This window comes from Paenibacillus mellifer, assembly GCF_023195895.1.
Classification (GTDB): domain Bacteria; phylum Bacillota; class Bacilli; order Paenibacillales; family Paenibacillaceae; genus Fontibacillus; species Fontibacillus mellifer.
On the sequence record NZ_JALPRK010000005.1, the window covers coordinates 226,795 to 251,907 of the forward strand.

Below are 25,113 nucleotides of genomic sequence, written 5' to 3' on the forward strand. Positions count from 1 at the left end.
GCCTAAAGAAACAACTGATCTTCCGCACATTTTCGTGTATAGTTAAGGAAAGACGGCTTAACGCATACGGACGGAAAGCGAGGAACGTGATATGATTTGGGAGATCAGCGTGGCGGTTGCTGCGGCGGCTTTTGTGGTGCTTGTCGTATATCTGGTCAAAACGTTGAGAGCGGCGGAGCATTCGCTCCAAACAACGACGGAAACGCTCCGAGAGGTACAAAAAACGATTGATGAGCTGGGAACCGAGGTCCGGCAAGTTGTTCGGCAAGCGAACGATTTGACCGGCGATATCCAGCATAAAATGAAGCAAATTGATCCGCTGATGGAATCGGTTAAACATGCCGGGGAGGTGCTGAGCGAAGTCACTTTAGCGACCAAGCAGGTTTCGGCTGCTTTGGCCAGCCGAATCGCAAGCCGGCCTCGAATGGCGAAACGAAAGGCTCAAACCGAAAGCTCGGCAGTACCGGAATCCCCGGTCCAGCCGATGAAAGCCGAGGGCGGGCTGCCCGCGCAGGAGGCGAACCACAAACCCGCAGGCTGGATTAAGTGGGTGGATGTAGCCGCCGATGTCTGGCAGAAATATCGGAGTTAAGACGGCGCTCGACGGCTACTCCGAGCGGCCGTTTCAACCTTGATTAGGCGGGGTAATGTACACTATTAAGTAAGAAGGAACGGGGAAAGCGCCCCGTTTTTTCTTTTACCGCTGATTATACATAACTCATTGCTCAAGCTCATTCTAAGGAGATTAACATGAGAATATTGATCGTTGACGACAATCCGACAAACACCATTATCATTCGTGAGATCTTGAAGAAGGAAAATTACCGTAACACCGCTGCGGTCACTTCTGCACGGGAAATGTTTGAGAGGCTTGGGGTAAAGGATTTGGATGCGGTTGAGGAAAGCGGGCCGTCTGATGTCGATTTAATTCTGCTTGATATCATGATGCCGGAGATGGACGGTATCCAAGCTTGCCGGATCTTGCAGCGCTCTGAGCAACTGAAGGAAATTCCGATCATTGTGGTCACAGCGGTAGGGGATTCCAACAAACTGGCGGAAGCACTGGATGCCGGGGCCGTTGATTATGTGACGAAGCCGATCAACAAGGTCGAGCTGATGGCGCGGATCCGTTTGGCTTTGAGGCTTAAGCTGGAGAAGGATTGGCATCGCAACCGGGATCAACGAATCCAGGAAGAATTAAAGCTGGCGTCGCTTGTCCAAAATGCGGTACTTAGCTCTCCAATCCGCGATCCCGAAATCGAAATCGATGCCATTTACAAACCTTCCTATGAGCTGGCAGGAGACTTATATTCCTGGTATTCACTTGGCGAGGGTAAGTATGCGGTCATTTTGCTAGATATGATGGGTCACGGCATTTCCTCGTCCTTATTCTGCATGTTCATCTCCTCCGTTCTGAAAGACACCGTCCATACTTATGTGGAGCCCGAGAAAGTGATTCAAGAGTTGAATCGCCGGTTCATCCAGCTACATATTGAGAGCAAACTGATTCAATATTATTTCACCGCCATTTATCTCGTGGTGGATACCCGGAATAAGAAAATTGAATACGTCAACGCCGGACACCCTCCTGCCATGCTGTTCACAGAGAACGGACAAAAGGTCCGCCTGGATAAAGTAGGGCCGCCCGTAGGTTTATTTGACGGTATTGAAACGGATCCGCAGACGCTGCATTATGAAGGACCGGGTCATTTGGTGCTTTATACTGACGGATTGATTGACGCGCAGGAGGAATCCGCCGAGGCACGGCAGGCATGGCTGGAGGATCGGCTGAACACCTGCAGTCATGATTTCGACCGCGATGCGATGAGCCAATTGTTCCTTGAAGAAACCGTACCGCGGGAAAGAGAAGACGATAAATGCCTGGTGTGGATTTCGCTAAAATGAAGGATATGGACGGCAGCAAACGGGCGTTGGAACAAAAGGGACGCGAAATAGAGCTCCTAAACCGCGAGCTCACGAAGGCCAAGGCGGCGGCTACAGCAGGAGATCAGGCCAAACGGGATTTTCTGGCGATGATAGGTCATGAAATTCGTTCACCGCTAAACGGAGTATTTGTGATGTGCGAGTTACTGCTGGAGACGGAGTTGACTGAGGAACAGAAGAGATATGCTGGCTTGATCTACCATAATGCGAATGCCTTGTTGTCGATGTTTAATGATATCCTTGATTTTACCCAGTTGGGCCAAGAGGGGCTGAATCAGGAGGAAACCCCGTTTGCACTGCGGGAATCGATACGGGATATCCTTGCCCTATTCCACCAAGAGATTGCAGGCAAGGGGGTGGAGTTGTATTTTGCGGTTGAAGAGCAGATACCAGATCTCCTCTATGGCGACATTCGTCGACTTCGTAAAGTGCTGATGCACCTGCTGGCCAATGCCGTCAAATTCACCGATCAAGGAAGGATTTATCTGATCACAGGCTCAACACCTGCCGAAAGCGGAAGAATCAAATTAAGTTTTACAATCCGTGATACGGGGATTGGTATACCCAAGGACAAGATGTTCCGGTTGTTTGAACCGTTCACCCAGTTTGACTCCGCGATGACGAGGAGATATGGCGGTTTGGGTATGGGACTAGCCGTTTGCCAGAAGCTGGTGAATCAGTTAGGCGGCGAACTTCAGACGAAGCCGCTGGAAGAGAACGGCACAGTCTTTACATTTTCGGTTACACTTTGGAGCCGTGCTCCTGGTGTGACTGAATCCCTTTGATTCAGCGGCGGACAAGCTGGGTTATGTAGTAATAAGAAAACCTATTTCAGGGAGAGTATTTTCATGAATACGAGAAAAAGTTTGAAATTTTCCACCACGACACAACTGGAGAATGGAATATGCACCGTATCGTTACGCGGCGAGCTGGACTTGTCCGTAGCCCCTGATTTCCGTAAGGTCATGGACCCGTTGGTAGGCAAAGATGACGCAGATTTGGTCTTGAATTTGAAAGAGCTGAAGTATATTGACAGCACCGGGATTGGTATTTTTCTGTCTATCTTAAAGGCGAGACAAGGAATGAATTCAAGGTTTTACGTGCGGGATGTACCGGATCATATCCGGAAACTGTTTGAAATGACCGGGATAGCTAAGTTTTTCGCGGAGCAGGAGAACTCCCACTAAGGAAAGGATCGAGTATTAATGATAGAGGAAGTAGAGAGAATCGTCATCAGCCTTCCGGCTACAGCAGAATACGTGGATATTGTTAGGTTGAATTTATACGGCGTAGCCTCGAAAATGGGATTTTCGTACGAGGAAATCGAAGATATGAAGGTGGCAGTGTCGGAAGCCTGCAACAACTCCGTATTGTATGCGTACCAGCGAGAAATTGGGAAAATGGAGATTACGTTCGAGGTATTAACGGATGCTTTGTCAATTACGGTCAGAGATGAAGGGGAGAGCTTTGAACCGTGGGGGCAAGCGGGACATGTGACACTGCACGAGAAAGAGTTGAGCGAGGCTCCGATCGGAGGACTAGGCTTCTACCTGATGCAGGCGTTGATGGATGACGTCAGCGTTGAGACGCAAGCCGGAATAGGAACGAAGGTGATGATGGTCCGCCGACTCCAGAAGAGCGAGGAGAAGGTATGACCGACCGAACGGCTCCCCAAGAGTCTTTCCACGAATCAACTCGTTTGATAAGACTGTACCAGCAAACCAAGGATAACGAAATCGCCACTCGGCTCATCCGCCAATACGATCCGATGGTGAAAATGGCCGCCGGCAAAATTGCCCGCAATCGTCCGGATTTGTACGAGGACTTGTACCAGGTGGGCGAAATGGCGTTGGTTCGTTTGCTTCAACAGTACAACAGCGAGTTGGGGATTCCATTTGAACCCTATGCGATGAAAAGCATGATCGGGCATATGAAAAATTATCTTCGTGATAAATCCTGGTATATCCAGGTGCCGCGAAGAATTAAGGAAAAGGGAGCACTGGTCCAGCAGGCGATCGATGAGCTTACCGTCAAACTGGAGCGATCCCCCGACATCAAGGAGATCGCGGAGTATCTGGAGCTCTCGGTTGAAGAAACGGTCGAGGTGTTGGCTGGTCGGGAATGTTATCATTACGTCTCCTTGGATTCGCCGTTGTCACCGGACGAAAGCGCCGCAACGCTGGGTGAAATGATCAGCACGGATGCCGACGATTACGATGCGGTGGAGAACCGGATGGATTTACAGCAAGCGCTGAGCCAATTGAAGGCTCAGGAGCAGCAAGTTCTGTTGATGGCATTTCAAGAGGGCCAATCCCAAAGGGCAATCGCCCAGAAGCTGGGGATGTCCCAAATGAGCGTATCCCGGATCCAGAAGCGGGCAACCGAGAAGCTGAAGCAGATCATGGATCATATGAACACGATTTAAAAGCGTTGCCTGTGGAATATGGGGCAGCGCTTTTTTTGAAGCGCTCTATTGCTCCGGGTCGGACAACAAGCCATTTTGCTCCAGGTCCTCCTGGCTCGTTTTCATGGCCTCCATGTCTTCCCCCAGTTGAATCAAGTCTTCCATGTCATTGACCATGGATCCGTTTTCGGCTTCATTGATCTCTTTGTGCTCGGGATATTCGCCGGCTTGGGCGGCTTTGATTTGCTTGGCCACATACTGCTCCTGCCGGTCTTCGGGTCGGGTCATAAGAGAATTGCCTCCTTTACTTACGGTTCTGAAATCATAGATAGTTTGCGCAGAGGGCCTCGCTTCGTATACCGGTGATACGCCGACTTGCGGACGGGGGGAGCTATAGCCAGCGGGCTTTCACTGTACTATACTGTGTAGGAATGGAACCAGATTAAGGAGAGAACGAGAGATGAACAACAACGAAGCGTTACTGGTGAATGAATATCGCGGAGGGCTGCTGGAATGCGCCCACTATGGACATATCTGTATTGTTGATGACCAAGGGCGGATCGCCGGGCGGGCAGGGAATCCCCGTGCTACCGTATTTACCCGTTCTTCGGCTAAACCGATTCAGGCGCTCCCGGGGATCCGGGCGGGAATTAAAGGGGCTTATGGGTTAATGGACGAAGAGATCGCCATTATGACCGCATCCCATCGGGCCGAGGAAGTACATGTCGGAACGCTGGAAAGCTTGCTAAGCAAAACGGGACTCGCCGAAGATCGTCTGGTATGCGCCCCAAGCCTACCTCTAGACCGTGGGGCCAAGGAGCGTCTGCTGCGCCAGGGCGGATCGTATCGCCGGATCTATCATAACTGCTCGGGTAAGCATCTAGGCGTCCTGGCCTACTGCAAAATGAAGGGATATCCGATGGAGAGCTATAATCACCCGGATCATCCGGTTCAACGTGAGATTTTAGCGACGCTGGCGGGCTTGGCTGGGATTCCCGAGGCACAGATCTCGTTAGGGACGGATGGCTGCGGTTTCCCCGTCTTTGCGCTGCCGTTATCCGCTTTGGCAACTGCTTATTTAAAGCTGGCTTGTCCAGATCTGATTGAGGATCCGGATACAGCCGAGGCGGCCAAGGTGATTACCGGTGCAATGAATCGGCACCCCCTGCTCGTTGCGGGTACCGGACGAATCGATTCCATCTTGCTGAGCGATCCGAATCTCGTTGCCAAAGGTGGATTTAAAGGGGTTTATGCTTTTGCTTTGCGCCGCGAGCGCGTAGGTGTGACGTTTAAGATTCAGGACGGCTCTGAAGAGGAGTGGGGTATGATCGCTTTGTCCGTGCTGGAACAGTTGGGGTACGAAAACGGGGAAACGCTGCAAAAGCTGCGCGAAGCGTTCCCGTCTTCGATCTTAAATGATGAGGGCTGGCAGGTAGGTCAGGCTGAAACGGCGTTTCAGCTGGAACGATAATCAGATAACCCCGGCTTGATGCAGATCGGGCTTTAAGCTTTGTTGCGCAGTCTCCCGAGCTCCTGGGCGAGTGCTTCGACTTCAGAAATGCTTAGCCGCTCTTTGCTCATGACAATGTCATAAACATCGCGGATATCATCATATTGGTTAACGTGGAACGCGGACGCCGACATCGCCGCCCCTGAGGCCATTCGCAGCTTACTCTTGATCGCCTCGATCATGTATTCGATATTTTCTTGGCTTTTCGTGGACAGATCCATGTCTTTATTCATCCTTCCGCTTTATGGGTTATTAACTATTGTACCATGAGCGGTACGGGTTCATGAAGTTTTGCGATCGGTTGTCCGGATGCGTTACAATCAGGGTACGGTAAACCGGGAGGAGCGTGTCTAGGTCATGCAGGAACCGAAGGAATGGCCGGCGGCGGGCCTCAACCGGAGAAGGCTGAGCGGCGGCGAGCTGGAAGCTTTTTTTGCAGGCATTCGCACCCGGCATATCCATGATGTCGTTACATTTCTATGTATCGGGACGGATCGGTCCACAGGGGACGCGCTGGGTCCGCTTGTGGGAACGAAATTAACAGAACTGGGTTTTGGGCAAGTAATCGGGACGCTTCGTGAGCCCTGTGATGCGACAAACCTGGAGCAGCGTATGGCTGAGATCCCCGAAGGCCGCGTAATCATCGCCATCGATGCTTGCCTGGGGATGTCCGATTCTGTAGGGTATTACCTGGTTTCCGGCCAGCCGTTGCAGCCGGCCCAGTCCGTCGGCGCAAGCTTGCCGGAGGTTGGGCACTACAGCATCGCGGCGGTCGTCAACGTCAAAGGCCCGAAGCCTTATTGGACGCTGCAGATGACCTCGCTGTACAAGGTCATGCAGATGGCCGATGAAATCGCGGGCGCCGCAGCTTCGGCATTTGGGTGAGAAGGTTGGATGAAGCTAGGGAGTGAGTAGTGGAGCGTACGTTTTGGGTACGTGAGCAACGGAGGGACCGGCTGAATTCGACGAGATTCGATGTCGAATGAACTTCACTGAGTTACCTCGTGATCCAAAGATGATTTTTTGAACAACCGGTTCAAATGAAGGTTCAAAAAATCAGGTTTGGAGCACCGAGAAGATTGGATGAAGCTAGGGAGTGAGTAGCGGAGCGTACGTTTTGGGTACGTGAGCAACGGAGCGACCAGCTGAATTCGAGATTCGATGTCGATGCACTTCATTGAGTTACCTCGTGATCCAAAGATGATTTTTTGAACAACCTTTAAATATGGATGAAAGTGGGTAGCGTAATGGACAAAATAACGGTCAACGGAACAACGATCGCCTATGAACAACAAGGACAGGGCGAAACGGTAGTATTGCTGCATGGCTTCTGCGGCAGCTCCGCTTACTGGGAGAAAGTTCAGCCGCTGCTTGCCGAACAATATCAGGTCATCGCCCCCGATCTTCGGGGCCACGGGGCCACGACTGCACCGATGGGCGCGTATACGATCGATCAAATGGCGGATGATGTCGCTAGTCTCATGGAAGCCTTGGGCGTATCCAAATATACGCTATTGGGCCATTCGATGGGCGGTTACGCCGCTTTGTCTTTGGCTCAGCGTTATGCATCCTGCTTGAACGCTTTCGGATTGATCCATTCCACCGGATTTCCGGACAGTGAGGAAGCGAAGGAGAAACGGCTTCAGGCTGTTTCGCTGATACGATCCGAAGGGATTACTCACTTTGTGGACGGTCTGGTGCCGGGATTGTTCTCTCAGGACAATGTCGCTAAACTGGGACCTGAAGTGGATCGCGTGAAAGAGATTGGCTACAAGACGCCGCCTCAAGGAGCGTCAGGGGCTGCGCTGGCGATGCGCGAGCGGCCCGATCGCCGGGACGTGATGGCAGATACGCCGCTTCCGCTGCTGCTGGTTGCCGGCGAAAGCGACGCCCTCATACCGATGGCGCGGCTGTTTACCACGGAGGGCCCGAACGTCACGAAGGCTGTCATCAAAGGCGCAGGACACATGAGCATGTATGAAGCACCTGAGCAGTTGGCGGATGTCATTGCTGATTTTCTGCGCAGCGTGACGGAAGAGACGCGAGAAGCGTGAAGAAGAAAGGGATCGAACAACGTTTCGCCTCTTCAACGAAGTCGAATTGATGCCAAAGAACCGGAGCTTCCATCTGAATCTCCGGTTTTCGGCTTTTATTTTGAACCGATGGAGAGAGGACTGGGTAGAGATGAAAGGGGGAGAACCATGCTACGGAGGGATTACCTAGTCAGGATGATTGAGGAAATGACCGAAGTGTTGGGTAAAGTGTTTATGCTGAAGCAGCAGAAAAAGAAGGTTGAGGCGTTATGGGCCCTCGACGAGCTGTTTAAAGGGCAGTTTCGCTTAAGCTCCCAACTGCTGGAGAACCTGTCTGCCAAAGACATCGTGCGCCTGTTTCAGACCGGCGGCGAGGTAGAGGCGGACAAGCTGCAGAGCTTAGCCCGGCTGCTCAAAGAAGAGGGCGACGTGTACGAGATCTCCGGAGAACCTGACGAAGGGGCTTCGCGATGGTTGAAGTCGCTGCATCTCTACTTAACCGCCGCGCTGCATGGTGCGGATCGCTCCCTCTGGGACATCTCCGCCGCCATTTCCGAATTGCAAGCTTTACTGAAATTCTATCGGCTGCCGCCAGACACCGAATGGCTTGTGCTGCACTGGGAAGAAAGCGAGGGCAGATACGACCTGGCGGAAAATGCCCTCTACCGTTTGTTGGAGGAAGGCCATGCGACGAAAGATGACGCGACCGGATTTTATCAGCGGCTGCTGACGCTTTCGCCCGATACGCTTGCGACCGGCGGCTTGCCGATCGAGGAAGTCGAGGAGGGGCTTGTGGATGTGGAGACCCGGTTTTAAGAAGGGAACAACTTATATGCAGAAAGGCAGCTGTTAAACGAATATGGAATCACTGCGCAAACTCGCAAACGAACTGGCGGAACAGGGGACGCTCATCACGGCGACAATCAGTGGCCGCCGCAAAACGGGAGAAACAGAATACAGCAAAGTGCAGATCAAGCCGGTTGAAATCAAAAAGAGTCTACACTATCAATTTGAGTACCATTACCCTAACAAAGTGCTGCATCAAAACATCCCGTCCGCAGCATTTGCGGATGAGTTAACGAAGCTGTTTGAGGAAACGTTTAGGCAAGGGCTGCTCTGCACGGCAGAAGCCGACTATCAGGTGTTGATCAGCAAGAAGTTGAAAGTGACGATTCTGAAAAAAGCGCCGTCTCGCAAGCCGCTGGGGACGTTAACCCATAATCGGAAGAAGCAGTATGTCCTGGAGGAAGGGACGGCCGTTCCGTTTCTGGTGGAGCTTGGCATTATGAATGCGGAAGGCAAGGTCCTCGCCAAAAAATACGATAAATTCAAGCAAATCAATCGTTTTCTCGAAATGGTTCAGGATGTGCTTCCTCATTTACCGGAAGGGCGTCCGTTGACGATTGTTGACTTTGGTTGCGGCAAATCCTATTTAACGTTTGCGTTGTATCATTATTTGGCGGTGCAGCAGCAAAGAAAATTGAATGTGGTCGGACTGGACTTGAAGGCGGACGTCATCGAACATTGCAGCGGGTTAGCCCGAAAGTTGCAGTATGACGATTTGCGGTTCCTTGTTGGCGATATTGCCGATTACGACGAACTCAGCGCAGTCGACATGGTGGTTACGCTTCATGCCTGCGATACCGCGACCGATGCTGCGCTGGAGAAAGCGGTCCGCTGGGACGCTTCGGTCATTTTGTCCGTACCGTGTTGTCAGCATGAGCTGTTTAACCAGGTGCAAAACGAGGTGCTGCAGCCGCTGCTGGGGCATGGCATCTTGAAGGAGCGCTTCTCCGCGCTTGCAACCGATGCGATTCGCGCCAAGCTGCTGGATGTGATGGGCTACAAAACACAGCTGCTGGAGTTCATCGATATGGAGCATACGCCGAAAAACATCCTGATTCGTGCCGTCAAATCAGCCGGCGTGAATCGGACGGAGCTCTGGCGGGAGTATACGGCATTCCGCGATTTTTTAAGCGCAGATCCGTATTTGGAGCGCGCTTGCCATGATCTGTTGCCGGAGGCGGCGGAAAGGAAAAAATGATGGAACCGGTCGGGGGAGCCCTGACCGGTTTTTTTGGCGTTAGCCGGTGGAAATCTCCGATGTGGAGCTCTAAAAGGGCTTGAAACGAGGTTGAACAGCAACATCAAAGAATACCCTGCCTTAAACTTGCCAATGAATGGAGTAAAGTGGCTTGGTCCAAGAGGAAAGGGGGAGTGGAGGTGATGCGGCAGCAGTGGATTTGGGGAGTAACAGTGGCGGTTTGGCTGAGCGCCGTTTGGGTTTGCTTGAATCAGGGTTTGTATTGGACGGATCGTCCAGGAACGCTGCTGATGGTCTCCGCATGGCTGATTGCCGGAGCGGGGGCTGCTGTGGGATGGGCGATTACGCGGGGGAGAGGCAGCAGCGCGAAAGCAAACCCTAGGCTGCTGCCTCGAGCACCTGACTCGTTAAGGGCGGAGCCGACAGCTCGATATGCCCTGGCACTTTCCGCCGGCCCAATGGTTATCGCGGCAGGGTACGCAGGGCGTCTAGCCGCAGGTCCGCTATCCGTTCAGTCTACGATAGAAGCCATACGACTTTGGGTGTTTCTGGGCGTGTTTGGCGCGGGGATAGCGGTATTGGCGGTGAGCACCTTGTATGGTCGCCGCGCTCTGGAGGCGGGCTGGCTGCTGATCGGCAGCCTGTTAGCCGTCACGGCGCTGGCTGCCGTGTACGGTGTGCTGCCGCTGCCGGGAGCGATAGTACGCACTGCGGACCCGGCCGTTTCAGCGACCGGTGCTCGGCTGGGCGGGCTGCTCCAATACCCTAACGCCTTCGGCGCGGTGATGGCGGCGTTCCTGCTGGAGCGGCTGATGCGGCTTGCGAGGATGGAGCGGGCCGCTTTCGCGCGCGATGGCGGCTGGCGTGGCCAGCGGGCGGGGGCCCTCGCCCTGCTGTTCGCCCTTGGCCTGCTGCTGAGCGAGTCGCGCGGGGCGATCGCCGCCGCGCTGGCCGGCTGGGCCGCAGGCCTCGCGCTGCTGCGCGGCGCCGAGCGGCGGCGCTACGCCTGGCACAGCGCCGTCTTCGCCGGCGCGGCCGCCGTGCTGGCGCGCGGGCTCGCCGCCGCGCAGCTCGCGCCGGCGCCGGGGCCCGGCGCGCTCGCGCTCGCCGCGGGGCTGGCCGCGGCGCTGCTCGCGTCCGCGCTCGGCGCCCTGCCGCGCTCGCGCCCGCTCGTTGCGGCGCTGCTGCTCGGGGCGCCGCTGGCCGCGCTGCCGGCGTCCGCCGGTTTCCTCGGGCGGGGGTTCCGCCCGGAAACGGCTTCCGCCCGCGCGGCGATGTACGCCGACGCAGCCGCGCTGCTCCGGCGGTCGCCGTGGCTCGGCCAAGGCGGTGATACGTGGCGCCACGCGTTCCGCAGCACCCAAAGCCTGCCTTACGTCGGCAGCGAGGTGCATAGCGGATACCTGGACTTGGCGCTCGATCTGGGCCTGCTTGGCCTCGCCTTCGCCTTGCTCTGGCTGGGGGTGCTGGGCATCCCCATGCTGAAGGCGCGCTGCGCGCTGCTCCCGTCTTACCTCGCGCTGCTGCTGCATTGCGCCGTTGACTTCGACCTCAGCTACGGTCTCGTCTGGCTGCTGCTCCTCTGGACGGCGGCTATGGGGCTCGCCGAGGCCCGGGGCGGACACCTTGGTTTTGCGCCTAGGCTTGCCATATCCCTTCCCTGGCTTGTCCGCGGCGCATTTGGCTTGGCCGCTGTCATGCTGCTCCTGCTTAGCGTGTCCGGGTTCCGCGAAGCCGAGAGCCAGCGGCTGCACCGCCAAGCACTAGCCCGGCCGCCCGAGGCAAACGGGGAGGCGGCCGAGCTGCTTGTGCGCTCGCTGGACCTCTCCCCGTACCGCACCGCAGCGCGGTTGGCCTTGGCGGAACGCTCCGCTCCACAGGAGGCCGCGTTGCTCCTGCGGGCCGGCCTCCGTTACGAACCGGAGCGCTCCGAACTGTGGCTGGCCCTAGGCCGAGCGCTGGCCCGGGAAGGAGACCCCGCAGCCGCTGGGGCGCTGCGGCGAAGCGTGGAGCTGGACCGGTTCGACCGGGTCAAGCAAACGACAGCTTTGCGCGAGCTGTCGCAGCTTGCGCAAAACTTGCAAGCAAGCGGCCATCCCCAGCAGGCCGAAGCCATCGCATCTGTCGGGGCCGACTTGTACGCGGACTACACGCGACTAGCCGAAGCCATTGCCAACGCTCCCACTCTGCGTAACGACCGAGCGTTCTTGTTGACGGCGGAAGCCGTGGAGCTGGGCCGGAAAATGCAGCAGTCGTCCCGCCCTTTCACGAGCAACGCCTTGAAGTAGGTATCCGTGCCTTTCGACATCTAAGCTCGCGGAGCGGCATTCCCGCCGGTCACGTCCATTGGCCTTGCTGCTAACCGCCGAACGCCGCGCGGAAGGCGGAGGATAATGTTTCGCGATCGACCTCCCACAGCTCGGCAAGCTCGGCGCTGACAGCCTCATCCCACCAGTCCGCCAGCAGCTTACGGTTGCTGATGTTTTCGCCGATCCATAACAGGTTACCGATCACTTTCTTGTAATACAAGGCTTCGCCTTGCATGATTCGCTCCTCGGGAACATAAATGCCGAGCCGCTTCACGGTCCGGTACAGCTCTTTGCTGCAGCTGCGGCGGATCTTGCGCGGGGTCGGGAGGGAAGTCCGATGTTTTGCCGGGAAGTTGGACATGGCTTAAAGTCGCCTCCTTTATGCTCCAGCATATGCGGGCGGATTCCCCGGAGTCACCGGAGGAGCAGGGTGAAGTAGAACGCATGTCCCCGGCTATGATAGAATAGACTGAGATTAGTGGGAGATTTGCAGTCCCTCGGGACGGAAAGCTAACGGGAAAGAGGACGAAGCTGTGGATTGGATATCGAATTTAGTGGGCGTATTATTGGATTGGGTGCAGCAATTGGGCTATTTCGGCATTATGCTGGGACTTATGATTGAGATCATCCCCAGCGAAATCGTGCTGGCTTACGGCGGTTACCTCGTGCATCAGGGGGATATCAACTTTATCGGAGCCGTCTTCTTCGGCACGGTTGGCGGTGTGATTGCCCAGTTATTTATCTACTGGATTGGACGCTATGGAGGCAGGCCGATTTTAGAAAAGTATGGGAAGTATATTTTGATTCAGAAGAAGCATATCGACGTGTCCGAGGCCTGGTTTCTGAAATACGGGCCAGGAGTCATTTTTACCGCACGATTTATTCCGGTGGCAAGGCATGCGATTTCCATTCCGGCAGGGATGGCCAAAATGCCGGTAGGCAAGTTCTTGTTTCTGACAACCTTGGCGGTGATCCCTTGGTCGATACTGTTCGTTTATTTGGGGATGCTGCTGGGCGAGCAGTGGCAACACATTGATGAGAAGGCCGGGCCTTATATCATGCCGATTTTGTTAGGCGCTTTGGCGCTATTAATCGTGTACTTCATCGTCAAAACCTTTGGAAGCCGGAAGAAGGGCGACGCTTAAGCGGTACCGCTTCATGCAACTGACAAACCGGACGGGCTGCCGGTAGAATTTACGAGGGAGGATGCGGAGAAGGCGAGACTGCCGTCATCGGACGGCATACGCTTATTTCGAGCGATAAACATGATGCTGAAGATCGAGAGTTTTACATTAGGACCCCTGCAAACTAACGCATATTTGCTGCGGGGAGAAGATGAAGGCCGGGCGGTGATTATCGATCCGGGTATGAAACCAGGACCCTTATTGCGCAAAATTGAAGGCTTGGATATCGAAGCCATTTTACTTACGCATGCTCATTTTGATCATATCGGTGGCGTGGACGAGATCCGTAAGGCCAAGAATTGTCCGGTTTATGTACATCCGCTGGAGAGCGATTGGCTCACGACCCCCAAGCTGAACGGCTCGTTAATGTGGCCGGAGGTGGGACCGCCTATCGCAACGGACCCGGCGGAATACGATTTAGCCGAGGGACAGAAGCTCCGCTTGATCGGGCACGAGTTCACCGTCTATCATACGCCGGGCCACTCGCCAGGCAGCGTCAGTTTTCTGTGCGGCGACGATCTATTCTCGGGAGATGTGCTGTTCCGCCTCGGCGTCGGGCGCACCGACTTGGCGGGAGGCCGCGAAGCAGATCTGTATAATTCGATTCGCGGGAAGTTGTACCGGCTGAAGGACGAAGTGAAGGTTTATCCCGGCCACGGGCCTAGAACGACCATCGGCTTTGAACGGGCAAACAATCCGTACGTCTCTTAGTAACGTAAGGACATCTTTCTTACACCTGCCATCGACAAAATAAATTCGACGGAAAAGTACAAAAATAGTGGACAAAAGTGCATCCCTTTGATAGGATGTATTTAATTAAAACATTGTAACTTTTGCGAAGCACGCAAGCTGAGGAATCTTCCCGGTTTGCGTTCTTTTTTGTCTTGTCCTGCAAGAGGGGGCTGGAGCAGGTATTTGCGTGAAACGGGATGTACACCTCCTGGTCGTCATGCATACGCTATTCACAACCGGGATTCCGGTCAAGAACTTGACCAGACTCCTTCTCTTTTAGTAGGATGATATAAAGTAATACAAGTTTATGAGAGTTAACCAACCAAATCCATAAATCAGGGAGGTAGACGATGCTTCATCTGGGAGAGAAAATCGTTATCGTCGGTGATGCTTTTGAGCAGAATCTTCCTGTTGGGGAATATGGCTACGTTATTGCTTACGACCGCAATCCGGACAATGCTTTCGACTACGTCATCCGGTATCCGAAGACGGGGCGGAATTACTTCGTTCCGCAGAGCGATATAGAATCCGAAAATCGGCTGATCGAGCAAGAGGCGGAGCGCGCGACCCAGGAAGCTTTGATCGATTACGCGCTGGCAACGCATAATGAGAAGCTGTTCCGGCAAATCATGAACGGCGAAGACAGCGAGGCAGACGAGCAGCAGGAACCAACAAAGGAAGTTATGTCCCAAGCGGAGTTCATTAAACAAGTGAACCTGCGGGCATGGATATAAGAGGTAAGGGAGTCGGCATGCGTCCGGCTCTTTTTCTTTTCCCCCTTTCCGCTTTAACGGATTGAATTGAACTGGATTCTACAATATAATTTTATTCAATTGTACAAGCATGGTAGAATGTACGAATAGTGTGGGAACGCATCACTAAAGGAGGCACCAAGCATGAGTATCCAGACGAAGGATGTTGAACATGTGGCGAAGCTGGCCCGCTTGCACCTGACCGACGATGAGCGGGAGATGTTCACGGAACAATTAAATGCGATTTTACAATACGCCGAGAAGTTAAATGAATTAAATACGGACGATATCGCGCCAACGACACATGTGCTTCATTTAAGCAACGTCATGCGTGAGGACGAAGTGAAGGAAAGCCTGCCGCCGGAGATGGTGTTCCGCAATGCGCCGGACGAAGAGGACGGGCAGTTTAAGGTTCCGGCTGTACTGGAATAGGGTTCTCGTTACGACGACCCACCGATCGATTAGAAATCACAAGGGTTCATAAAGGAGGAAGCTTAGATTGGCGCTTTTTGATTTGCGTTTGCAGGAGATACATAATCGGCTTCACAACAAGGAGTTGTCCGTATCCGATTTGGTTGGCGAAGCTTTCGCCAAAATTCGGGAATACGATGGGAAGATCGGCGCCTATTTGACTTTGAATGAAGAAGGGGCACGTGCCGAGGCGTCCCGTCTGGACGCGAAGCTGGCGCAAGGGGAAGCTCGCGGTTTATTATTTGGCCTCCCTGTAGGTGTCAAGGACAACATGGTTACCGAGGGGTTGCTGACAACATGCGGAAGCCAATTTCTGAAAAACTATGATCCGATTTATGACGCTACGGTCGTTACGAAGCTGAAGGAAGCGGAAGCGGTCACGATCGGTAAGCTGAATATGGACGAGTTCGCCATGGGCGGCTCCAACGAGAATTCCAGCTTTCACCCCGTGCGTAACCCGTGGGATGTAAACCGGGTGCCGGGCGGTTCCAGCGGCGGTTCGGCGGCCGCGGTTGCTGCAGGCGAAGCCTTCTTTACGCTGGGCTCCGATACTGGCGGTTCCATTCGCCAGCCCGCATCGTATTGCGGCGTGGTCGGTTTGAAGCCGACCTACGGCCGGGTATCGCGCTTCGGGCTAGTGGCGTTTGCCTCCTCGCTTGACCAGATTGGGCCGATTACGAAGAATGTTGAGGACGCTGCCTACGTCCTGCAGGCGATCGCCGGCCACGATCCGAAGGATTCCACCTCGGCCAACGTGGACGTTCCGGATTATTTGAGTGCCCTCACCGGTGACATTGCCGGATTGCGTATCGCCGTGCCGAAGGAATATCTGGATGGCGTTGACCCTCAGGTCAAAGCTTCTGTGATGGAGGCATTGCGCGTGCTAGAAGGCCTAGGCGCGGTATGGGAGGAAGTGTCGCTGCCGCATACGGAATACGCCGTGGCCGCCTATTATTTGCTGGCGTCTTCGGAGGCGTCGTCCAACCTGTCGCGTTTCGACGGCGTTCGTTACGGCGTTCGCGCCGATCATGCCGGCAGCCTGCTGGACCTGTATTACGATTCGCGCAGCCAGGGATTTGGCCCGGAAGTGAAACGCCGGATCATGCTTGGTACTTACGCGCTCAGCTCGGGGTATTACGATGCCTACTATTTGAAGGCGCAAAAGGTCAGAACGCTGATCAAACAGGATTTCGATCAGACCTTTGCCAACTATGACGTGATTATCGGGCCAACGGCGCCAACCACCGCGTTCCCGCTCGGTTCGCAGGTTGACGATCCGCTCACGATGTATTTAAACGATATATTGACGATTCCGGTGAGCTTGGCTGGGGTACCCGCCGTCAGCGTGCCGTGCGGATTTGCCAAAGGCCTTCCGGTTGGATTGCAAATTATCGGCAAACCGTTCGATGAAAACACGATTTTGCGCGTAGCTCACGCTTTTGAAGCGTCAACGGATCATCACAAACAACGTCCCGCCTTGTAGGTTCCATATCAATGTTTTGCAGGAGGATAGGTCATGTCAACATCCAAATATGAAACGGTGGTCGGGTTGGAGGTGCACGTGGAGCTGCACACGAAAACGAAAATTTTCTGCGGCTGCTCCACCGAGTTCGGCGCTCCACCCAACACGCATACCTGCCCGGTTTGCCTGGGACATCCCGGCGTATTACCGGTGCTGAATCGCCAGGCTGTCGACTACGCGATGAAAGCGGCGATGGCGCTGAATTGCGAAATCGGCGACGTGAGTAAATTCGACCGAAAGAATTATTTTTACCCTGATTCGCCGAAGGCGTATCAAATTTCCCAATACGATCAGCCGATTGGCTTGAATGGATACATCGATATTGAAGTGGACGGGAAAACGAAGCGGATTGGGATTACCCGCTTGCATCTGGAAGAAGACGCCGGGAAACTGACGCACGTGGATGGCGGCTATGCTTCGTTGGTGGATTTTAACCGCGTCGGCACCCCGCTCGTGGAAATCGTATCTGAGCCGGATATCTCCTCACCGGAAGAAGCGCGGGCGTACCTGGAGAAGCTGCGGGCGATCATGTTGTATTGCGACGTTTCCGACGTGAAAATGGAGGAAGGCTCGATGCGCTGCGACGCCAACATCAGTTTGCGGCCGCACGGGCAGAAGGAGCTCGGGACGCGGGCCGAGCTCAAGAACATGAACTCCTTCCGCGGCGTGGTTCGCGGATTGGAGTATGAGCAGTTCCGTCAGGCCGAGATCCTCGACGAGGGCGGAGAGGTTGTGCAGGAGACGCGGCGCTGGGACGAAACCCAAGGCAAGACGTTCTCGATGCGCGGCAAGGAAGAAGCGCATGATTATCGCTACTTCCCGGATCCTGATCTAGTTACCCTGCATATCGACCAGGCGTGGAAAGACCGGATCCGCGCGTCGATTCCGGAGCTCCCGGATGCCCGCAAGGCCCGCTATACATCGGAATACGGCTTGCCGGAGTACGATGCCGGCGTCATTACGTCGTCCAAAGCGTTGGCAGATCTGTTCGAGAGCAGCCTTGCGTATACGAAAGACGCTAAAGCGGTATCGAACTGGATCATGGGCGATCTGCTGGGCTACTTGAACAGCAACTCCCTGGAGTTGTCTGATGTGAAGCTGACGGGTCAAGGCCTCGGCGAAATGATCGGCCTGCTGGAGAAAGGTACGATTAGCTCCAAGATTGCCAAAACCGTGTTCAAGGAGATGCTGCAAAGCGGTAAGCTGCCGCAGCAAATCGTTGAGGAGCAAGGGCTGGTGCAAATCAGCGACGAAGGCGCGATTTTGGCGATTGTCCAAGAAGTCGTGGCGAACAACCCTGCTTCCGTCGAAGATTACAAAGCCGGCAAAGAGAAAGCGATTGGCTTCCTTGTTGGTCAAGTGATGAAGCAAAGTAAAGGGAAAGCCAACCCGGGGTTGGTCAACAAGCTGCTGGTGGATGTATTGAAAGGTTAAGGCACCGAGGACATCTGCTGCTCATAAGGCAGGCTGAAGATAAGCCGAAGGCCATTTCGAGGGGGAAGAGCGTGTGATCAAGCCGTTGTCGCTGAGGGACGCCGATCTCGTAGAACAGCTGTGGGGTTTGCAGCATGCAGCTTACCGGCTGGAGGCTAAGGCCGTAGGGCTGACGGAGACGCCGCCCCTGCCGGATACGTTTGATTCCATCCGCACGAGCAGCGATCTATTTATCGGTGCACTGTCAGAGGATGGAGAGTTGCTGGGTGCTGTTGCGGTTCGGGGCGACACGGACGGAATGCTCGAGATCACCCGCTTGATGGTTCACCCTGACCATTTGCGCCAAGGAATCGGAACTAAGCTGCTGAAGTACATTCTTGCGAATCACTCTGATCAACAAGGATTTACGGTTACGGCCAGTACGCTTAACGCTCCAGCGGTTGCGTTATATAGTAAGTTCGGCTTTCGACCAGTCAAACAAGTGGGCTCCGCCGCAGGCGTTGAACTGACGATCTTTCGACTGGACCTGTCTAGGTGATCCTGCACGCCTTCGAACCGCGGTTTCCGGGTTTGAGGGCGTGCTTTTTCTATGTAGAAGCGAAGGTGTCCGTCAGGTCCAGTTCATTCCACGTTACAGATGAAGTTTATATCGGTTATGATGAAGTGAATGGGATATCCGCGCAGATGAAACCTAACGATAGAAAGGGGTGGGAAGATGACGCCGGATATGCTGCCATTAGGCGAACCGTCAACACAGGTGCGAACCAAAGGGTATCCGCCCCGACGACGCAAACGCAAGCGGGTAGCCTGCCTGCTATCCGCCCTGCTACCGGGTTTGGGGCATTTGTATTTGCGCCTTTATTTACGCGGCCTTTGCTTCATGTATTTCGTATTGATCGATGCTTCGGCGTTGATTTATTTCTCTTCGGTTCGTACGGCCATCAACGTACCGCTGCTAATCTGGCTGGGCTTGCTGATTCCTGCAGCGTACTTCTTTAGCATTTATGATGTTCTTCAATCTACGGATGCCCATAATGCCCGTTTGCGAAAAGAAGTCGAGATCAGCTCAGCCCCCTTAGCGGACACGCCGTCCGGTAGAAATATCAAACAGGGCATCGGAGCCGGAGCGCTGCTGATCGGCGGCGGAGCCATCTTGTTTATGTTTCGGCTGAAGCCCTTTTGGCTTCAACTGCTAGTGCAATATGCCGGGGCTTACCTGGTCTCGTTTGCGTTAGCATTGGCGGGGCTTCTGCTAGTCTTTCGAGAATCAAAACGCATGGTCTTGCGATCAGGACGTTTTACTGCTGCCGTGTTGCTGTTGGCTGTCGCGGTAATTCTCCTTCGTGATGCGATCACGGGGCGGGACGAGCTGCGGTTGCTCATCCAATGGTGGCCATTGGTGTTCGTTTTATGGGGTGTTGAGCATATTTTAATATTAGCTTGGAACCCTATGAAAAAAACGCAAGCCAGACGCCGGCCGCATGTGGACGTCAAAGGTCTATTGTTATCCATGTTTATGGCTTTCTCCGTGTTTGCCATTACGCAGCAGGATCAATATATGCATGTATGGAACCGGGTCAGTCTGGATTTGACGGCGGCGGGGGCGGAATACAGTGCGGAGGAGGGCTACCGCGTCGAAAAACCTCAACTGGACATTCCCATCGATCTGGACACTGAACGGATTGTTGTTGATGGAATGAATGGGGATATCGAGGTCCGTAAGGCGGAGATCGATCATATCATCGTCCGCTATACGGTTTGGATTGACCAGCTCGGTACGGAGGATGCCCGTAGAATTGCGGCCGTGACGTCCGTTGAAGCCAAGGAGGGCAAGACGCTGGGCTTATCTGTCAAGGATAAGGCGTACGGAGAGACGGGGAGGCGTCATCCACGCGTGAATGTGACCTTGATCGTACCGGAGAACCGGTTTCTGGATCTGGACATCACCACTTCAAGCGGCGGGATCACCCTGACCGGGGTTCAGACTATGAAGCAGGTGAAGCTGCAAACCGGGAATGGGGATTTACGGCTATGGGATGTGATTGGCGATGTTTCAGCTAAGACACTAAACGGGGACGTGGAGTTGTACCGGATCTTCGGCGAGGCTCAAGTTGATACGCAAGGCGGTAACATCAAAGGTCGGGGGATTACGGGGAAGGCTTCTTTGTCTACCCTCGTAGGTGATATCACACTGACCGAAGCTCAAGACGGGATTCAAACGCGTACGAAAAATGGAAATATCCGGGTGGATGGCGTTCCACTGGGACTGCAGGCGGAATCGCTAAACGGCAAGATCTATATAAGCTCCCGTCTGATCGGCGGCGATTGGGATGTGTACAGCGCGGTCGGCGAGCTTAGACTGGAGCTTCCGGAGGATGGGAATTACGAATTGAAGGGTTCCAGCGGGTATGGCGATATTTATACCGAGCTGCCGTTTGCGGTGGAGGACAAGGAAATTCATGGCATGATCGGAAGTGGCGATTACAAGCTCAAGATTGACGGGAACAGCGATCTATATGTGAATAAAAGCTGAACACCGGAAAAATCAGGCGATGCCCCAGCCCCTTGCTGTTGATCTTGCGTTGACAAAAGTTTTGACCTAAACGTACAATAATCACGTGAGCTATTTTAGCATAACTATTAATTAGGAATGAGCATTTAGAAGGCGGTGGACGAGATGACAACGCGCGTACAACATGCCCTGGACCAACTGAAGAACAATGGTGTCCGCATTACGCCGCAGCGTCACGCCATACTTACGTATCTGATGGAATCGATGAGCCATCCGACCGCGGACGAGATTTACCGGTCCTTGGAGCCTCGCTTCCCGAACATGAGCGTAGCTACGGTATACAATAATTTGAAAATGCTAATTGAAGCCGGCATGGTCCGGGAGTTGACATATGGGGACAATTCGAGCCGGTTTGATGCCGACGTGTCCAATCATTATCATGTGATTTGTGAGAAATGTGGAAAGATCGAAGACTTCATGTACCCGTCCCTGGAGGACGTGGAGCGGAAAGCAGCAGAGGCAACCGGCTTTGAAATTCACGGACATCGGCTGGAGTTGCATGGGGTATGCAGCGAGTGCCACGTCCAACATTAAGCGTAATCATCCTGCGAGAATGAGAAAACGTGCGGAATTCCTTCGGGAATTCTTCACGTTTTTATTTTTACGGTAACTTTCGGCACACTTCATAAGTTATTATTAGTAGACAGAGATTTAGATACGGAGGGTTGTCCTTGAAAAGCAGAAGAGACACATATCGCAAGAAAAGGCGCGGCGGGGGCAAAACCAAGTGGTTTTTCGGACTTATCCTAATTATAGCAGGATTGTATTGGGCTCAATCGGTATGGCTGCCAAATCGTGAGCATGTCGACCCTGAATGGTTGGGCCGTGCGGAGAAGCCGATATTTTCCGGCGGGCAATGGCTGGATGGTACCGGGATTGGATCGGGCGATAGCCTAAAGCTGCCGCTTCCGATCATTCAACAGGTGATTGAGCCAACGATCCGTTATGAGGAAGACACGAAATCGGTCATTTTGACGACGCCTCGGAAATTAGTCTTGCTCAAAGCAGACGAGAAAATCGCCAAAATTAACAATAAACCAATGGAGTTGCGATTTGCTCCTGAGGAAAAAGACGGCGTCCTCTATCTTCCGGCCCATCTGCTTCAGGAGTTATACGGAGCCGAGGTGCAGGAGGATGCTTCCACCGGCGCCGTGCTGTTATACCGGGCCGGAGAGAGTCTCATGCTGGCTGCAGTAAACACCGGCTCCGGCAAGAAGGACAGCACTGTTCCGCTTCGCACCGGTCCAAGCATTCATGAGCCTATCCTGGCTGATATGAAGGCGGATACCGCATTGCGGATCTTACAGGCTCCGGATGATGAATGGTATTATGTTCAGCTGGACAACGGGTATACCGGATACGTTCGACAGAAGAACGTGGTAACAGGGGAGAAACGTTTCGTCCCCGAGTTGAAACAGGAGTTGTCCGCAGCCAAACAGAAATGGCAGTCCAAAACGGTCAACATGACTTGGGAGGCGGTGTACCAGGTGGCGCCGAAACCGTCGTCGATCGGTAATCTGCCGGGGGTTAACGTCGTCAGCCCCACTTGGTTTTCGCTGGTGGACGGCGCCGGCAATGTGCGGAGTAAGGCGGACAGCGCTTATGTGAAATGGGCTCATGGCCAAGGGATGCAGGTCTGGGGATTGTTCAGCAACAGTTTTGAGCCGGATTTGACCTCCAAGGCATTGTCCAGTTTCGAGAATCGTCTGACGACCATATTGCAAATGCTTCATTACGCAAAGATTTACGACTTGGACGGTATTAACATCGATTATGAAAATGTCTATACCAAAGATGGAGAGAATCTGACCCAATTCATGCGCGAGCTTCGCCCGTTGGCCGAGGAGCAGGGATTAATCGTGTCGATCGACGTGACTCCGAAGTCGAACAGCGAGATGTGGTCGGCGTTTTTGGACCGCCGGGCCTTGGGCGAAGTAGTGGATTACCTCGTTGTGATGGCTTACGACGAGCATTGGGCGGCCAGTCCGGTAGCTGGCTCCGTCGCTTCGCTGCCATGGGTGCGTTCGTCGGTGACCCGAATTCTGGAAGAGGACGGCGTGCCGCCAAGCAAGCTGATCCTGGGCATTCCGCTCTACACGCGGATTTGGACGGAAACCGAGAAGGATGGCAAAACCGAAGTTGATTCCAAAGCTATTGGGATGGATAAAGCCCAGCAAATCATTGCGGAGAAGAAATTGAAGCCGCGCTTCTCCGAAGAGACCGGTCAGAATTATGTGGAATACGAAGACAAAGAGGGATTGCACCGGATCTGGTTAGAGGATGCGGAATCGTTGCAACGTCGCGTGGAATTGGCTAAGTCGTTGAAGCTGGCCGGCATTGCTACCTGGACTCGCAGCTTTGCTTCCGATCATGCATGGGAAACGCTGCAGCAAATTGAGAAATAGAAAAACAAAGCGGACCGCTGCTTCTTGAGCAGGGTCCGCTTTTTCTCATTTGGGATCCGATGAGGGCGGGGTGATCGGGTTTAACCTTGGGTTGGAACATCAGCAGATTGCTGTTGTTCCAATTGGTCGGCGGTAATCGTCGCCTGCGCCGGGTCCAGGGTCAAGATGGTTTTGCAGAACATGCAACGATCCGTTTTGCCTAGCATTTTGGTCAGTTTGTGGCATTCCGGACATTCCAGCTGCACCGCAGAGGTGGACAGCATGCCCGCCCAAAAATAGATGGCCAAGCTCGCCAGCATCGCGATTAAGCCGATGGCCAGTCCGATGGCGGCGACCACTTTTCCCGATTGCCCCCAGAACACGATCCCGGCGGTACCCAGGACCATCAGGCCCATTCCAAACATGGTCAGCAGCAAGCCCCATAAACGAAATTCATTAATTTTGCTCGACTTAAAGAACATTGGGCCACCTCGATTCTTCAGCTATTCATAGGGGAGAATCCCCCGACTTTTTCCAAGTGCTCCAAAAAACAAGAAGGAAACTTAGACTAGGCGTAGAACTATATTATAACGAATCGGCAGGAATACGCCAAGCTGGGAGGGTATCCGTGGAAACAACCATTTTTTCGATCTTGGACGAGGAGAAAGCTGGGCATGGGGCCATTGGAGCGGTCGGGTATCGCCTGGATCAAGCCGGTTCCCACGATTCGCTGCTGCATGATTTCGAGTTTCTCATAATGGTTGTACACCATGGCTTGGAGGAGACGGAACGGCGCATCGAACACGGCATGAGCGGTGATTCGGCTTATCAATTACTGCATGTCGGCAGTCGCGAGATTGAACAAGGGATATTGATCGGGGATCAGAGGGATTCCGTTAAATACTTTTTGCACGGAGAGATCATTTGGGACATTGAGGGGAAGTTGATGGCATTCCGATCTTATATTAATGAATTTGGAGAACCGATGAAGGAACGGCGAAAGCTAAAGGAATTCTCCAAGTTCCTCAAAGTATACGGGGAAGCCAAACGTTATACCGCTGAGAAGGATTTACTGGATGCCTATTATTGCGTGCTGCAGGCGCTTAAGCATTATGCCCGCCTCGAGCTAATCGAACAAGGGATCCTGCCGGAAAGCAGTGTGTGGGAGCAGGTTCGCCCCTTGAATTCCGTTGTTTATAAGCTGTTCGATGAACTGACGGAAAATTCCGAAACGTTGGAGCAACGGATTCAGCTTGTTTTGCTGGCATGTGAGTTTACGTTGGCCAGTAAGATGGCGGATTGCTGCGCTTTACTCTTAAAGATATTAGGCAGTCGCAAGGAAGCATGGGGCATTCAGGAATTGGCGCAGGTGCCGGAGCTGGAGCATGTTAAGGACGAGCTTCCTTTGTTGCTGCGCAAGTTAGTAACCCGTTCCTTGGCGCAAGAGATTACCAAGGCTCAAAAGGAAGGCGCCGGCGATAGCCGGGAACTGCGTTATCGCGTTTAACTCACGAGGGTTTCCTGTTTCCATATTATACCTGGGACAAACAGGTTGACGCCTCTATTGGATCTGTGATAAATTATATCTCGCCCCTAAAAAGGCAGAGAAGTTCTGAAGTTCAAAACGGCATAAGTCGAAAGGCTTCAAAAAAACTTCTTGACTCAAAAGAGGCGAATGTGATATATTATAAAGGTCGCTGCTGAAACAAAAATAAGCGACAAAATGAATGGTTTGATCTTTGAAAACTGAACAACGAGTGAGTAATAAATGAGATTTTAAATCTCGTCAGTTTGTTTTAAATGAGCAAGTCAAACACC

Annotated in this window: 28 protein-coding genes; 23 read left to right on the plus strand and 5 right to left on the minus strand. The window is 53.6% G+C overall.

All coding sequences use genetic code 11. The features are described 5' to 3' along the window. Positions 1–91 precede the first annotated feature (91 nt). The 6 genes from M0651_RS08380 (at position 92) to M0651_RS08405 (ending at position 4,369) form a co-directional block, all read left to right on the plus strand. Positions 92–592 (plus strand): DUF948 domain-containing protein, encoded by a 501-nt coding sequence (locus M0651_RS08380; protein ID WP_248551386.1) that lies wholly within the window; start codon positions 92–94, stop codon positions 590–592. A gap of 158 nt (positions 593–750) precedes the next feature. Further along, on the plus strand, positions 751–1,905 hold the full coding sequence (locus tag M0651_RS08385) for a PP2C family protein-serine/threonine phosphatase (protein WP_248551387.1): 1,155 nt from the start codon (positions 751–753) through the stop codon (positions 1,903–1,905). Next, positions 1,878–2,729 carry a sensor histidine kinase gene (locus tag M0651_RS08390; RefSeq protein ID WP_248551388.1) on the plus strand — a complete coding sequence of 284 codons (852 nt, stop codon included), beginning with the start codon at positions 1,878–1,880 and terminating at the stop codon, positions 2,727–2,729. Before M0651_RS08385 ends, M0651_RS08390 begins: the two co-directional genes overlap by 28 nt. A 63-nt stretch (positions 2,730–2,792) precedes the next feature. Then, complete coding sequence (locus M0651_RS08395) at positions 2,793–3,131, plus strand: STAS domain-containing protein (protein ID WP_248551389.1); 339 nt, start codon at positions 2,793–2,795, stop codon at positions 3,129–3,131. A gap of 18 nt (positions 3,132–3,149) precedes the next feature. Then, entirely contained in the window at positions 3,150–3,599 is a 450-nt protein-coding gene (gene rsbW / locus M0651_RS08400; RefSeq protein ID WP_248551390.1) for an anti-sigma B factor RsbW, read from the plus strand. Then, positions 3,596–4,369, plus strand: coding sequence for a sigma-70 family RNA polymerase sigma factor (locus tag M0651_RS08405; protein ID WP_248551391.1), 774 nt, complete (start codon positions 3,596–3,598; stop codon positions 4,367–4,369). The genes rsbW and M0651_RS08405 overlap by 4 nt, the downstream gene beginning before the upstream one ends. Positions 4,370–4,414: 45 nt before the next feature. Here the strand turns inward: M0651_RS08405 and M0651_RS08410 are convergent, their stop codons facing one another. Beyond that, on the minus strand, positions 4,415–4,636 hold the full coding sequence (locus tag M0651_RS08410) for a hypothetical protein (protein ID WP_248551392.1): 222 nt from the start codon (positions 4,634–4,636) through the stop codon (positions 4,415–4,417). A 172-nt stretch (positions 4,637–4,808) separates the two neighbouring features. On the opposite strand from M0651_RS08410, the gene M0651_RS08415 reads away from it, so the two are divergent. Next, a complete protein-coding gene (locus M0651_RS08415; protein WP_248551393.1) occupies positions 4,809–5,819 on the plus strand; it encodes an asparaginase in 1,011 nt (336 codons plus the stop codon). Positions 5,820–5,851: 32 nt separating this feature from the next. Here M0651_RS08415 and M0651_RS08420 read toward each other — a convergent pair whose 3' ends face one another. Continuing rightward, complete coding sequence (locus M0651_RS08420) at positions 5,852–6,079, minus strand: DUF1128 domain-containing protein (RefSeq protein WP_248551394.1); 228 nt, start codon at positions 6,077–6,079, stop codon at positions 5,852–5,854. Positions 6,080–6,215: 136 nt separating this feature from the next. On the opposite strand from M0651_RS08420, the gene yyaC reads away from it, so the two are divergent. The 4 genes from yyaC (at position 6,216) to M0651_RS08440 (ending at position 9,935) form a co-directional block, all read left to right on the plus strand. Further along, on the plus strand, positions 6,216–6,743 hold the full coding sequence (gene yyaC, locus M0651_RS08425) for a spore protease YyaC (protein WP_248551395.1): 528 nt from the start codon (positions 6,216–6,218) through the stop codon (positions 6,741–6,743). Positions 6,744–7,105: 362 nt separating this feature from the next. Beyond that, positions 7,106–7,912, plus strand: coding sequence for an alpha/beta fold hydrolase (locus M0651_RS08430; protein WP_248551396.1), 807 nt, complete (start codon positions 7,106–7,108; stop codon positions 7,910–7,912). Between the two features lie 147 nt (positions 7,913–8,059). Further along, entirely contained in the window at positions 8,060–8,707 is a 648-nt protein-coding gene (locus tag M0651_RS08435) for a DUF6483 family protein (protein WP_282577824.1), read from the plus strand. A 43-nt stretch (positions 8,708–8,750) separates the two neighbouring features. Then, on the plus strand, positions 8,751–9,935 hold the full coding sequence (locus tag M0651_RS08440) for a class I SAM-dependent methyltransferase (protein WP_248551398.1): 1,185 nt from the start codon (positions 8,751–8,753) through the stop codon (positions 9,933–9,935). Between the two features lie 511 nt (positions 9,936–10,446). On the opposite strand, the gene M0651_RS08445 is transcribed toward M0651_RS08440, so the two are convergent. Beyond that, positions 10,447–10,644 (minus strand): hypothetical protein, encoded by a 198-nt coding sequence (locus tag M0651_RS08445; protein WP_248551419.1) that lies wholly within the window; start codon positions 10,642–10,644, stop codon positions 10,447–10,449. A 118-nt stretch (positions 10,645–10,762) separates the two neighbouring features. On the opposite strand from M0651_RS08445, the gene M0651_RS08450 reads away from it, so the two are divergent. After that, positions 10,763–12,223, plus strand: a complete 1,461-nt coding sequence (locus M0651_RS08450; protein WP_248551418.1) for an O-antigen ligase family protein — start codon at positions 10,763–10,765, stop codon at positions 12,221–12,223. A 70-nt stretch (positions 12,224–12,293) separates the two neighbouring features. Here M0651_RS08450 and M0651_RS08455 read toward each other — a convergent pair whose 3' ends face one another. After that, complete coding sequence (locus tag M0651_RS08455; protein WP_248551399.1) at positions 12,294–12,605, minus strand: dehydrogenase; 312 nt, start codon at positions 12,603–12,605, stop codon at positions 12,294–12,296. Between the two features lie 172 nt (positions 12,606–12,777). Between M0651_RS08455 and uptA the strand changes: the two genes are divergently transcribed. The 10 genes from uptA to M0651_RS08505 all read left to right on the plus strand — a co-directional run bounded on the left by uptA (position 12,778) and on the right by M0651_RS08505 (position 23,316). After that, positions 12,778–13,389, plus strand: coding sequence for an undecaprenyl phosphate transporter UptA (gene uptA / locus M0651_RS08460; RefSeq protein ID WP_248551400.1), 612 nt, complete (start codon positions 12,778–12,780; stop codon positions 13,387–13,389). 120 nt (positions 13,390–13,509) lie between these two features. After that, positions 13,510–14,139, plus strand: coding sequence for an MBL fold metallo-hydrolase (locus M0651_RS08465; protein WP_248551401.1), 630 nt, complete (start codon positions 13,510–13,512; stop codon positions 14,137–14,139). A gap of 371 nt (positions 14,140–14,510) precedes the next feature. After that, positions 14,511–14,894 (plus strand): ATPase, encoded by a 384-nt coding sequence (locus M0651_RS08470; RefSeq protein WP_248551402.1) that lies wholly within the window; start codon positions 14,511–14,513, stop codon positions 14,892–14,894. A 162-nt stretch (positions 14,895–15,056) separates the two neighbouring features. Next, positions 15,057–15,344: an Asp-tRNA(Asn)/Glu-tRNA(Gln) amidotransferase subunit GatC gene (gene gatC, locus M0651_RS08475; protein ID WP_248551403.1), complete on the plus strand. Its 288-nt coding sequence runs from the start codon at positions 15,057–15,059 to the stop codon at positions 15,342–15,344. Positions 15,345–15,411: 67 nt separating this feature from the next. Then, positions 15,412–16,866 (plus strand): Asp-tRNA(Asn)/Glu-tRNA(Gln) amidotransferase subunit GatA, encoded by a 1,455-nt coding sequence (gatA, locus tag M0651_RS08480; protein WP_248551404.1) that lies wholly within the window; start codon positions 15,412–15,414, stop codon positions 16,864–16,866. A 33-nt stretch (positions 16,867–16,899) separates the two neighbouring features. Next, entirely contained in the window at positions 16,900–18,339 is a 1,440-nt protein-coding gene (gatB, locus tag M0651_RS08485; RefSeq protein ID WP_248551405.1) for an Asp-tRNA(Asn)/Glu-tRNA(Gln) amidotransferase subunit GatB, read from the plus strand. 73 nt (positions 18,340–18,412) lie between these two features. Then, positions 18,413–18,877: a GNAT family N-acetyltransferase gene (locus M0651_RS08490; RefSeq protein WP_248551406.1), complete on the plus strand. Its 465-nt coding sequence runs from the start codon at positions 18,413–18,415 to the stop codon at positions 18,875–18,877. A gap of 177 nt (positions 18,878–19,054) precedes the next feature. Next, a complete protein-coding gene (locus tag M0651_RS08495) occupies positions 19,055–20,872 on the plus strand; it encodes a DUF4097 family beta strand repeat-containing protein (RefSeq protein ID WP_248551407.1) in 1,818 nt (605 codons plus the stop codon). Between the two features lie 144 nt (positions 20,873–21,016). Then, on the plus strand, positions 21,017–21,445 hold the full coding sequence (gene perR / locus M0651_RS08500; protein ID WP_248551408.1) for a Fur family transcriptional regulator: 429 nt from the start codon (positions 21,017–21,019) through the stop codon (positions 21,443–21,445). A gap of 137 nt (positions 21,446–21,582) precedes the next feature. Further along, positions 21,583–23,316, plus strand: a complete 1,734-nt coding sequence (locus M0651_RS08505) for a glycosyl hydrolase family 18 protein (RefSeq protein WP_248551409.1) — start codon at positions 21,583–21,585, stop codon at positions 23,314–23,316. Between the two features lie 80 nt (positions 23,317–23,396). On the opposite strand, the gene M0651_RS08510 is transcribed toward M0651_RS08505, so the two are convergent. Continuing rightward, entirely contained in the window at positions 23,397–23,777 is a 381-nt protein-coding gene (locus tag M0651_RS08510) for a YgzB family protein (RefSeq protein WP_248551410.1), read from the minus strand. 146 nt (positions 23,778–23,923) lie between these two features. Between M0651_RS08510 and M0651_RS08515 the strand changes: the two genes are divergently transcribed. Continuing rightward, on the plus strand, positions 23,924–24,802 hold the full coding sequence (locus M0651_RS08515; RefSeq protein ID WP_248551411.1) for a nucleotidyltransferase-like protein: 879 nt from the start codon (positions 23,924–23,926) through the stop codon (positions 24,800–24,802). The last annotated feature ends 311 nt before the right edge of the window (positions 24,803–25,113 follow it).

Bases quoted from the DNA above. Each gene is read 5' to 3' on its own strand.
- M0651_RS08380 (WP_248551386.1), top strand. From the start codon at position 92: ATGATTTGGGAGATCAGCGTGGCGGTTGCTGCGGCGGCTTTTGTGGTG.
- M0651_RS08385 (WP_248551387.1), top strand. From the start codon at position 751: ATGAGAATATTGATCGTTGACGACAATCCGACAAACACCATTATCATT.
- M0651_RS08390 (WP_248551388.1), top strand. From the start codon at position 1,878: ATGCCTGGTGTGGATTTCGCTAAAATGAAGGATATGGACGGCAGCAAA.
- M0651_RS08395 (WP_248551389.1), top strand. From the start codon at position 2,793: ATGAATACGAGAAAAAGTTTGAAATTTTCCACCACGACACAACTGGAG.
- rsbW (WP_248551390.1), top strand. From the start codon at position 3,150: ATGATAGAGGAAGTAGAGAGAATCGTCATCAGCCTTCCGGCTACAGCA.
- M0651_RS08405 (WP_248551391.1), top strand. From the start codon at position 3,596: ATGACCGACCGAACGGCTCCCCAAGAGTCTTTCCACGAATCAACTCGT.
- M0651_RS08410 (WP_248551392.1), bottom strand. From the start codon at position 4,636: ATGACCCGACCCGAAGACCGGCAGGAGCAGTATGTGGCCAAGCAAATC.
- M0651_RS08415 (WP_248551393.1), top strand. From the start codon at position 4,809: ATGAACAACAACGAAGCGTTACTGGTGAATGAATATCGCGGAGGGCTG.
- M0651_RS08420 (WP_248551394.1), bottom strand. From the start codon at position 6,079: ATGGATCTGTCCACGAAAAGCCAAGAAAATATCGAATACATGATCGAG.
- yyaC (WP_248551395.1), top strand. From the start codon at position 6,216: ATGCAGGAACCGAAGGAATGGCCGGCGGCGGGCCTCAACCGGAGAAGG.
- M0651_RS08430 (WP_248551396.1), top strand. From the start codon at position 7,106: ATGGACAAAATAACGGTCAACGGAACAACGATCGCCTATGAACAACAA.
- M0651_RS08435 (WP_282577824.1), top strand. From the start codon at position 8,060: ATGCTACGGAGGGATTACCTAGTCAGGATGATTGAGGAAATGACCGAA.
- M0651_RS08440 (WP_248551398.1), top strand. From the start codon at position 8,751: ATGGAATCACTGCGCAAACTCGCAAACGAACTGGCGGAACAGGGGACG.
- M0651_RS08450 (WP_248551418.1), top strand. From the start codon at position 10,763: ATGGAGCGGGCCGCTTTCGCGCGCGATGGCGGCTGGCGTGGCCAGCGG.
- M0651_RS08455 (WP_248551399.1), bottom strand. From the start codon at position 12,605: ATGTCCAACTTCCCGGCAAAACATCGGACTTCCCTCCCGACCCCGCGC.
- M0651_RS08465 (WP_248551401.1), top strand. From the start codon at position 13,510: ATGATGCTGAAGATCGAGAGTTTTACATTAGGACCCCTGCAAACTAAC.
- M0651_RS08470 (WP_248551402.1), top strand. From the start codon at position 14,511: ATGCTTCATCTGGGAGAGAAAATCGTTATCGTCGGTGATGCTTTTGAG.
- gatC (WP_248551403.1), top strand. From the start codon at position 15,057: ATGAGTATCCAGACGAAGGATGTTGAACATGTGGCGAAGCTGGCCCGC.
- gatB (WP_248551405.1), top strand. From the start codon at position 16,900: ATGTCAACATCCAAATATGAAACGGTGGTCGGGTTGGAGGTGCACGTG.
- M0651_RS08495 (WP_248551407.1), top strand. From the start codon at position 19,055: ATGACGCCGGATATGCTGCCATTAGGCGAACCGTCAACACAGGTGCGA.
- perR (WP_248551408.1), top strand. From the start codon at position 21,017: ATGACAACGCGCGTACAACATGCCCTGGACCAACTGAAGAACAATGGT.
- M0651_RS08510 (WP_248551410.1), bottom strand. From the start codon at position 23,777: ATGTTCTTTAAGTCGAGCAAAATTAATGAATTTCGTTTATGGGGCTTG.